9 protein-coding genes, 1 tRNA gene and 1 pseudogene are annotated in these 9802 nt (G+C 39.7%); 10 read left to right on the plus strand and 1 reads right to left on the minus strand.

Going from position 1 to position 9802, the window contains the following annotated elements; genetic code table 11:
• From ACLNCN_RS01245 to gap, 4 genes and pseudogenes are all read left to right on the plus strand, one after another.
• Positions 1 to 75: pseudogene (locus ACLNCN_RS01245) on the plus strand (low molecular weight protein-tyrosine-phosphatase); the annotation flags it as partial.
• Positions 62 to 472, plus strand: coding sequence for a hypothetical protein (locus ACLNCN_RS01250; protein ID WP_261011636.1), 411 nt, complete (start codon positions 62 to 64; stop codon positions 470 to 472). The pseudogene ACLNCN_RS01245 and the gene ACLNCN_RS01250, both read left to right, overlap by 14 nt.
• Positions 473 to 769: 297 nt before the next feature.
• Entirely contained in the window at positions 770 to 3421 is a 2652-nt protein-coding gene (gene adhE, locus ACLNCN_RS01255) for a bifunctional acetaldehyde-CoA/alcohol dehydrogenase (protein WP_261016393.1), read from the plus strand.
• 318 nt (positions 3422 to 3739) lie between these two features.
• Positions 3740 to 4750 carry a type I glyceraldehyde-3-phosphate dehydrogenase gene (gap, locus tag ACLNCN_RS01260; protein WP_049492462.1) on the plus strand — a complete coding sequence of 337 codons (1011 nt, stop codon included), beginning with the start codon at positions 3740 to 3742 and terminating at the stop codon, positions 4748 to 4750.
• A gap of 68 nt (positions 4751 to 4818) precedes the next feature.
• Here gap and ACLNCN_RS01265 read toward each other — a convergent pair whose 3' ends face one another.
• Positions 4819 to 5694: an RluA family pseudouridine synthase gene (locus ACLNCN_RS01265; RefSeq protein WP_424844466.1), complete on the minus strand. Its 876-nt coding sequence runs from the start codon at positions 5692 to 5694 to the stop codon at positions 4819 to 4821.
• A gap of 86 nt (positions 5695 to 5780) precedes the next feature.
• On the opposite strand from ACLNCN_RS01265, the gene pbp2a reads away from it, so the two are divergent.
• From pbp2a to ACLNCN_RS01295, 6 genes are all read left to right on the plus strand, one after another.
• Positions 5781 to 7976 carry a penicillin-binding protein PBP2A gene (pbp2a, locus tag ACLNCN_RS01270; protein WP_424844467.1) on the plus strand — a complete coding sequence of 732 codons (2196 nt, stop codon included), beginning with the start codon at positions 5781 to 5783 and terminating at the stop codon, positions 7974 to 7976.
• A 52-nt stretch (positions 7977 to 8028) separates the two neighbouring features.
• Positions 8029 to 8181 (plus strand): 50S ribosomal protein L33, encoded by a 153-nt coding sequence (rpmG, locus tag ACLNCN_RS01275; protein WP_001809375.1) that lies wholly within the window; start codon positions 8029 to 8031, stop codon positions 8179 to 8181.
• Positions 8182 to 8190: 9 nt separating this feature from the next.
• Positions 8191 to 8367 (plus strand): preprotein translocase subunit SecE, encoded by a 177-nt coding sequence (gene secE, locus ACLNCN_RS01280; protein WP_001210990.1) that lies wholly within the window; start codon positions 8191 to 8193, stop codon positions 8365 to 8367.
• A 53-nt stretch (positions 8368 to 8420) separates the two neighbouring features.
• Positions 8421 to 8957, plus strand: a complete 537-nt coding sequence (gene nusG, locus ACLNCN_RS01285) for a transcription termination/antitermination protein NusG (protein ID WP_084930218.1) — start codon at positions 8421 to 8423, stop codon at positions 8955 to 8957.
• A gap of 119 nt (positions 8958 to 9076) precedes the next feature.
• Complete coding sequence (locus ACLNCN_RS01290) at positions 9077 to 9556, plus strand: sigma-70 family RNA polymerase sigma factor (protein WP_084930219.1); 480 nt, start codon at positions 9077 to 9079, stop codon at positions 9554 to 9556.
• A gap of 100 nt (positions 9557 to 9656) precedes the next feature.
• Positions 9657 to 9728 (plus strand) — tRNA-Glu (locus ACLNCN_RS01295).
• Positions 9729 to 9802 lie beyond the last annotated feature (74 nt).

Raw genomic sequence — 9802 nt, forward strand, 5'->3', positions numbered from 1 at the left:
TATCGACGTGTTCAAGAGGGTTGTCAAGCTTGGTTAGAACGTTTAGAAAAGGAGAGTGAAGGTGGAAAATCTTAAGAATTTTTACGAAAAGTATCGTGTCTATCTGACTCGTCCACGTTTAGAGCTTTTGGCAGTAGTTACGATTGTTTTTTGTGCTGTGCTCGTCTTTTTTCTAAATATTCCCGGAAAAGGTGTTCTAAAGCTTGATAATGGAACCATTGTTTACGACGGTAGTCTTGTCCGTGGTAAAATGAATGGCCAAGGAACCATCACCTTCCAAAATGGAGACCAATATACAGGTGGTTTCAACAATGGAGCTTTCAACGGAAAAGGTACCTTTCAATCTAAAGAAGGCTGGACCTACGAAGGTGATTTTGTAAATGGTCAGGCTGAAGGACAAGGAAAACTAACAACAGAACAAGAAGTCGTTTATGAGGGGACTTTTAAACAAGGCGTTTTTCAACAAAAATAAGGCCTCCTTATCAAAGGAGGTATTGTTAGTATCAAAAAGTAAGCGCTTACCTGCAAATTCCTTTCTTTCCAAGCCCCCTTCCAAGTAAGTTTGTGAAATAAAAAAATTTGAAATAAATTTCACAAACTTTAAAGAAAAAACTTGATAAGTAAAGAAAACAATAAAAAATTCACAAACAATAAAAAATTCTTTGTGAAATGTCTATGAAACTGTTTACAAAGTTAAAATAATACGTTATAATTAACTTGTGAAAAAATTAACAAAGGATATCGATCCTTGAAAGCTATGGAGGAAAATATGGCTGATAAAAAAACTGTGACACCAGAAGAAAAGAAACTCGCTGCTGAAAAGCATGTCGACGGCTTGGTGCAAAAAGCTTTAGTTGCTCTTGAGGAAATGCGTAAACTCGACCAAGAACAGGTCGACTACATCGTAGCTAAAGCGTCAGTGGCAGCTTTGGATGCCCACGGAGAATTGGCTATACATGCCTATGAAGAAACAGGACGTGGTGTATTTGAAGACAAAGCAACTAAGAACTTGTTTGCTTGTGAACACGTAGTAAACAACATGCGCCACACTAAAACAGTTGGCGTTATCGAAGAAGACGATGTAACAGGTTTGACTCTTATTGCTGAACCAGTTGGCGTTGTTTGTGGTATCACTCCAACAACAAACCCAACATCAACAGCAATCTTTAAGGCTTTGATTTCATTGAAGACACGTAATCCAATTGTCTTTGCCTTCCACCCATCAGCTCAAGAATCATCAGCTCATGCAGCTCAAATCGTTCGTGATGCTGCGATTAAAGCAGGAGCTCCTGAAAACTGTGTACAGTGGATTACTGAACCATCTATGGAAGCAACTAGTGCGCTTATGAACCACGAAGGTATTGCAACAATCCTTGCAACAGGTGGTAATGCCATGGTTAAAGCGGCTTACTCATGTGGTAAACCAGCTCTTGGGGTAGGTGCCGGAAACGTTCCAGCTTATGTTGAAAAATCAGCTAACATCCGCCAGGCTGCACACGATATCGTCATGTCTAAATCATTTGACAACGGTATGGTCTGTGCCTCTGAACAAGCGGTTATCATTGATAAAGAAATTTACGATGAATTTGTAGCAGAGTTCAAATCATATCACACTTACTTTGTAAACAAAAAAGAAAAAGCACTTCTTGAAGAATTCTGCTTCGGCGTGAAAGCAAACAGCAAAAACTGTGCTGGTGCAAAATTGAACGCTGACATAGTTGGTAAACCAGCAACTTGGATTGCAGAGCAAGCAGGATTTACAGTTCCAGAAGGAACAAACATTCTTGCTGCAGAATGTAAAGAAGTTGGTGAAAACGAGCCATTGACTCGTGAAAAATTGTCACCAGTTATCGCAGTTTTGAAATCTGAAAGCCGTGAAGATGGTATTACTAAGGCTCGTCAAATGGTTGAATTTAACGGTCTTGGACACTCAGCAGCCATCCACACAGCTGATGAAGAATTGACTAAAGAATTTGGTAAAGCTGTTAAAGCTATTCGTGTTATCTGTAACTCACCTTCTACTTTCGGTGGTATCGGGGACGTTTACAATGCCTTCTTGCCATCATTGACACTCGGATGTGGTTCTTACGGACGCAACTCAGTTGGGGATAACGTTAGTGCCATTAACCTCTTGAATATCAAAAAAGTCGGAAGACGGAGAAATAACATGCAATGGATGAAACTTCCTTCAAAAACATACTTTGAACGTGATTCAATTCAATACCTTCAAAAATGTCGTGACGTTGAACGTGTCATGATCGTTACTGACCATGCCATGGTAGAGCTTGGTTTCCTTGATCGTATCATCGAACAACTTGATCTTCGTCGCAATAAGGTTGTTTACCAAATCTTTGCTGATGTAGAACCAGATCCAGATATCACTACAGTTGAACGTGGTACTGAAATCATGCGTGCTTTCAAACCAGATACAATCATCGCTCTTGGTGGTGGATCTCCAATGGATGCTGCTAAAGTAATGTGGCTCTTCTATGAACAACCAGAAGTGGACTTCCGTGACCTTGTTCAAAAATTCATGGATATCCGTAAACGTGCCTTCAAATTCCCATTGCTTGGTAAGAAGACTAAATTCATCGCGATCCCAACTACATCTGGTACAGGATCTGAAGTAACGCCATTTGCCGTTATCTCTGATAAAGCAAACAACCGTAAATACCCAATCGCTGACTACTCATTGACACCAACTGTGGCAATCGTAGACCCTGCCTTAGTATTGACAGTTCCTGGATTTGTAGCTGCTGATACTGGTATGGACGTATTGACTCACGCAACTGAAGCTTACGTATCACAAATGGCTAGCGACTACACTGACGGTCTTGCGCTTCAAGCTATCAAACTTGTATTCGAAAACCTTGAAAGCTCAGTTAAGAATGCAGATTTCCATTCACGTGAGAAAATGCATAACGCTTCAACAATCGCTGGTATGGCCTTTGCCAATGCCTTCTTAGGTATTTCTCACTCAATGGCCCATAAGATTGGTGCGCAATTCCACACAATCCACGGTCGTACAAATGCAATCTTGCTCCCATACGTTATCCGCTACAACGGTACACGTCCAGCTAAGACAGCAACATGGCCTAAGTACAACTACTACCGTGCAGATGAGAAGTACCAAGACATCGCTCGTATGCTTGGACTTCCAGCTTCTACTCCAGAAGAAGGTGTGGAATCTTACGCAAAAGCTGTCTACGAACTTGGTGAGCGCGTAGGTATCCAGATGAACTTCAAAGCACAAGGTATCGACGAAAAAGAATGGAAAGAACATTCACGTGAATTGGCCTTCCTTGCTTACGAAGACCAATGTTCACCTGCTAACCCACGCCTTCCAATGGTTGACCATATGCAAGAAATCATCGAAGATTCTTACTATGGCTACAAAGAAAGACCAGGACGCCGTAAATAATTGTTATCAGCCTAGAGGCAGGAATTTCCTGTCTCTTTTTTGTAAAATTGAAAGATTGAAAATAATTTTTAGCTTTTCTATTTTCACTTTTCATTTTAAAAGGAAACCGGTAAATGACTAGGTAGACAAAGAAAGACAGCAGTATAGGCTTTCAAAGGAGAAAGAAAAATAAGTGAGGTGTAGACAAAAAACAACGCCCGTACTTGCAATTCAACTCAAATAGTTATATAATAGGTTTGTTGAAAGGTGATTTGTAGTGATTCAAGTTACTCTTTTCACAATAAAAATTTCATGATTTTCATAAGGAGGAAATCACTAATGGTAGTTAAAGTTGGTATTAACGGTTTCGGACGTATCGGTCGTCTTGCTTTCCGCCGTATCCAAAACGTAGAAGGTGTTGAAGTTACTCGCATCAACGACCTTACAGATCCAGTTATGCTTGCACACTTGTTGAAATATGACACAACTCAAGGTCGTTTCGACGGAACTGTGGAAGTTAGAGAAGGTGGATTTGAAGTTAACGGTAAATTCATCCGTGTTTCTGCTGAACGTGATCCAGAACAAATCGACTGGGCTAACGACGGTGTAGAAATCGTTCTTGAAGCTACTGGTTTCTTTGCTAAGAAAGCAGCTGCTGAAAAACACTTGCACCCAGGTGGAGCTAAGAAAGTTGTTATTACTGCTCCTGGTGGAAACGACGTTAAAACAGTTGTATTCAACACTAACCACGATGTTCTTGATGGTACTGAAACAGTTATCTCAGGTGCTTCATGTACTACAAACTGCTTGGCTCCTATGGCTAAAGCTCTTCAAGACAACTTTGGTGTTGTTGAAGGATTGATGACTACTATCCACGCTTACACTGGTGACCAAATGATCCTTGACGGACCACACCGTGGTGGTGACCTTCGCCGTGCTCGCGCTGGTGCTGCAAACATCGTTCCTAACTCAACTGGTGCTGCAAAAGCTATCGGTCTTGTAATCCCAGAATTGAACGGTAAACTTGACGGATCTGCACAACGCGTTCCAACTCCAACTGGATCAGTTACTGAATTGGTAGCTGTTCTTGAAAAGAACGTTACTGTTGATGAAGTGAACGCAGCTATGAAAGCAGCTTCAAACGAATCATACGGTTACACAGAAGATCCAATCGTATCTTCAGATATCGTAGGGATGTCTTACGGTTCATTGTTTGACGCAACTCAAACTAAAGTTCTTGACGTTGACGGTAAACAATTGGTTAAAGTTGTATCATGGTACGACAACGAAATGTCATACACTGCACAACTTGTTCGTACTCTTGAATACTTCGCAAAAATCGCTAAATAATTCATGAGTCGATAAAAAGCAAGGCCTATTGGTCTTGCTTTTCTTATATGGAAAAATGGATGACACAATCATCCATTCTTTTTTAATTCTCTTTCGAAAGTATCTGAAAGTGCATTGAAGCTTAATTTCTCTAATGTAAGCGGATGGGTAAAGGACAGTCGAAAGGCGTGGAGCATAAGCCGACTTGTTTTTGATTTACTATTATAGAGAGGGTCACCCAGGATAGGAAGATTATGATGCGAAAGGTGCACACGAATCTGATGGGTTCGCCCTGTCTTTAGCTTGCAACGAACCAAGGAAGTTTTGTTTGGAAATTGCTTTAATCTGCTTACATGTGTTTCAGCATATTGTCCATTTTTTGTATCAACTATTCGCTTTCTGCGATCATGGCGATCACGTCCAATTTTGTCTTTGAAAACAAGTTCTTTGCTGTTGATATGTCCGTCGACCTGTGCCCAATATTCCCTAGAAATCTCTTTTTTCTCCAGTAAGCGATTGAGAATAGGCAGGATAAAAGGATTTTTGGCAAAGAGAACCAAACCACTGGTTTCCATGTCCAGACGATGAACGACATAGCAGGTTTGGCCAACATAGGCACTGACATGGTTAAGAAGGGCGATTTCGTTTGGCTGATTACCATGCGTTTTCATCCCCTCTGGTTTGTTGACAATAATCAAGTGTTGATCTTGATAAACCTCTTGAACGAGGTCAGGATTGCCCCAAGGGATTTCTTTTTCGGGATAATCTTCCTTGTCAAAAGTTAACTGGCAAATATCTCCAGGATTCACCACCACGTTCCAGCGAACTTCTCGCTGATTAATCAAAATGTGTTTCTTGATTCTCAAAAAATGACGGATTTTTCTAGGGATGAGGAGTTGTTCCTCAAGTAATTGCTTTACCGTCATTTGAGGTAGAGAGTCTGGTAATGTAAATGTGAATTTCATACAGATATTGTAACAAAAAAAGCCCTATTTTGATAGGAAATAGCTAAATTCTTGTCTTCCTATGATGAAGATGATAAAATAAACGCATGAAATTAGATAAATTATTCGAGAAATTTCTTTCTCTTTTTAAAAAAGAAACAAGTGAACTAGAGGACTCTGATTCTACTAGCTTACGTCGCTCTCGTAGTGATCGAAAAAAATTAGCCCAAGTAGGTCCAATTCGAAAATTCTGGCGTCGCTATCATCTAACAAAGATTGTCCTTATACTAGGTTTGAGTGCAAGCTTGCTAGTTGGAACCTATTTGTTTGCTGTAGCCAAGTCAACCAATGTCAATGATTTGCAAAATGCCTTGAAAACTCGAACTCTCATTTTTGACCGTGAAGAAAAGGAGGCTGGTGCCTTGTCTGGTCAAAAAGGAACCTATGTTGAATTGACTGATATCAGTAAAAATTTGCAGAATGCCGTTATTGCGACAGAAGACCGTTCTTTTTATAAAAATGACGGGATTAACTATGGTCGTTTCTTCTTGGCTATTGTAACTGCTGGTCGTTCAGGTGGTGGTTCTACTATTACCCAACAGCTGGCTAAAAACGCCTATCTGTCACAGGATCAAACTGTTGAGAGAAAAGCGAAAGAATTTTTCCTTGCTTTAGAATTAACCAAAAAATATAGTAAGGATCAAATTCTAACCATGTACCTTAACAACGCTTATTTTGGAAATGGTGTGTGGGGTGTAGAAGATGCGAGTAAGAAATACTTTGGAGTTTCTGCATCAGAAGTGAGTTTAGATCAAGCTGCTACTCTGGCAGGGATGCTCAAAGGGCCGGAACTGTATAATCCCTTGAATTCTGTAGAAGATTCTACCAATCGGCGCGATACTGTCTTGCAAAATATGCTTGCAGCGGGTTACATTGATAAAAATCAAGAAACCGAAGCTGCAGAAGTTGATATGACTTCGCAATTACACGATAGGTATGAAGGAAAAATCTCAGATTACCGCTATCCTTCTTACTTTGATGCGGTGGTTAATGAAGCTGTTTCCAAGTATAATCTAACAGAGGAAGAGATTGTCAATAATGGCTACCGCATTTATACAGAGCTGGACCAAAACTATCAAGCAAATATGCAGGTTGTCTATGAAAATACAGCTCTATTTCCTAGGGCAGAGGATGGAACATTTGCTCAATCAGGAAGTGTAGCTCTCGAACCGAAAACAGGTGGAGTTCGTGGAGTTGTCGGTCAGGTTGCTGGCAATGATAAAACTGGATTCCGGAATTTCAACTATGCAACTCAATCAAAACGTAGCCCTGGTTCTACAATTAAGCCTTTAGTTGTTTATACGCCTGCAGTTGAAGCTGGCTGGGCTTTGAATAAGCGGTTGGATAACCATACCATGCAGTATGACAGCTATAAGGTTGATAACTATGCAGGGATCAAAACGAGTCGAGAAGTTCCTATGTATCAAGCCTTGGCAGAATCGCTTAATCTGCCTGCTGTTGCCACTGTTAATGACTTGGGTGTTGACAAGGCTTTTGAGGCGGGCGAAAAATTCGGACTCAACATGGAAAAGGTCGATCGTGTTCTTGGTGTAGCCTTGGGAAGTGGTGTCGAAACCAACCCTCTGCAAATGGCTCAAGCATATGCTGCCTTTGCAAATGAAGGTTTAATGCCGGAAGCTCATTTTATTAGTAGAATTGAAAATGCTAGTGGTCAGGTCATTGCGAGCCATAAAAATTCACAAAAACGGGTGATTGATAAGTCTGTAGCTGACAAGATGACCAGTATGATGTTGGGAACATTTACAAACGGAACAGGTATTAGTTCATCACCTGCAGACTATGTCATGGCAGGAAAAACTGGAACAACTGAAGCTGTTTTCAATCCTGAATACACAAGTGACCAGTGGGTAATTGGTTATACTCCGGATGTAGTGATTAGTCACTGGCTTGGTTTTCCTACCACTGATGAAAGCCACTATCTAGCAGGATCTACTTCAAACGGTGCAGCCCATGTCTTTAGAAACATTGCCAATACCATTTTACCTTATACGCCAGGAAGTACCTTTACAGTTGAAAATGCGTATAAGCAAAATGGAATTGCACCAGCCAATACAAGAAATCAAGTACAGAGTAATGAAGAAAATCAGGCGGATAATAGTCTTTCTGATATTAGAAGTCGTGCACAAAATCTGGTAGATGAGGCTAGCCGTGCCATCTCGGATGCTAAAATTAAGGAAAAGGCTCAAACGATATGGGATTCGGTAGTCAATCTATTTCGTTAAGATGCTTGTCAAAGCCTAGCTTTCTTGTTATAATAGATAAGATGGAGGCGTTATGGCATTAAAAAAAGCAAGCCTAGCTTGTGCGGTTTGTGGTTCGAGAAACTATTCAATCAAGATCAGCGGAAACCCCAAGCCAACACGACTAGAAGTAAATAAATTTTGTAAACATTGTGGTAAGTACACTACACACAGAGAAACGAGATAGGAGAGAGCGATGCGTTTTATTGGAGATATTTTTAGACTTCTTAAAGACACAACATGGCCAACTCGCAAGGAAAGCTGGAGAGATTTTCGTTCTATCATGGAATACACTGCTTTCTTTGTTGTGATTATTTATATTTTTGACAAGTTGATTGTTTCAGGTTTGATTCGATTTATTAACATTTTTTAGAAGACCTGTGGAGTTATTCACGCTAGAAATCTTCTATTATGAAAGGAAGTATCATGGATAGTTTTGATAAAGGATGGTTTGTCTTACAAACCTATTCTGGTTATGAAAATAAGGTAAAAGAAAATCTATTACAACGTGCACAAACCTACAATATGTTGGATAATATTTTACGTGTTGAAATTCCAACACAAACAGTGCAAGTTGAAAAAAATGGAAAGAGAAAAGAAGTAGAAGAAAATCGCTTTCCAGGTTATGTTCTTGTGGAAATGGTGATGACAGATGAAGCTTGGTTTGTTGTTCGAAACACACCAAACGTTACAGGATTTGTCGGATCTCACGGAAATAGATCAAAACCAACTCCATTATTGGAACAAGAAATCCGTGATATCTTGATTTCTATGGGACAAACTGTACAAGAGTTTGATATTCATGTTGAAGTTGGTCAAACTGTACGTATCATTGATGGTGCTTTTGCAGACTATACTGGTAAGATTACAGAGATTGATAACAATAAAGTGAAGATGATTATCTCTATGTTTGGTAATGACACAGTTGCAGAAGTAAACCTAAACCAAATTGCAGAATTATAACCCTGAGAGAGGCATGTCCTCTCTTTTTTGTGCAGTTGAGACGGTGTAGGGAACAGAACGGAGAAAAGAACCGAATTAGCTTTTTTATTTGTTAGACTGTATCTAGAAAGGGGGACGTTATGTTTAAAGAATTATATGAAGAAGTCCAGGGGATTGTATATAAGTGTAGAAATGAATATTACCTTCATTTATGGGAACTATCGGATTGGGACCAAGAGGGGATGATTTGCTTACATGAATTGATTAGTAGAGAAGAAGGAATAATAGAAGATATTCCTCGTTTAAGGAAATATTTTAAGACTAAGTTCCGGAATCGAATTCTAGACTATATCCGTAAGCAAGAAAGTCAGAAGCGTAGATATGATAAAGAACCCTATGAAGAAGTAGGTGAGATTAGTCATCGTATCAGTGAGGGAGGTCTGTGTCTAGATGATTATTATCTCTTTCATGAGACACTAAGAAATTATAGAAGCAAACAAAGTAAAGATAAACAAGAAGAGTTAGAACGCATCTTAAGACATGAACGCTTCCGAGGGCGTCAAAGAGTATTAAGAGACTTACGTATTGTGTTTAAAGAGTTTGATATCCGTACTCGGTAAGAAGCTATGCAAAAAAAAGAAAAAAACATAAAAAGTTTAAAAAGTAGTTGACAAAGTTTGAAAAGTCGGTATAATAGTAAGAGTTGAAAATAACAGCTCTGGTCCGTTGGTCAAGGGGTTAAGACACCGCCTTTTCACGGCGGTAACACGGGTTCGAATCCCGTACGGACTATGGTATGTTGTGGTGTGGAACACTTGATGAAAAAAGATTAAAAAAGTTTCAAAAAAGTGTTGACAAGCGAAAGC

This window comes from Streptococcus sp. CL8.13 (genome assembly GCF_049737895.1).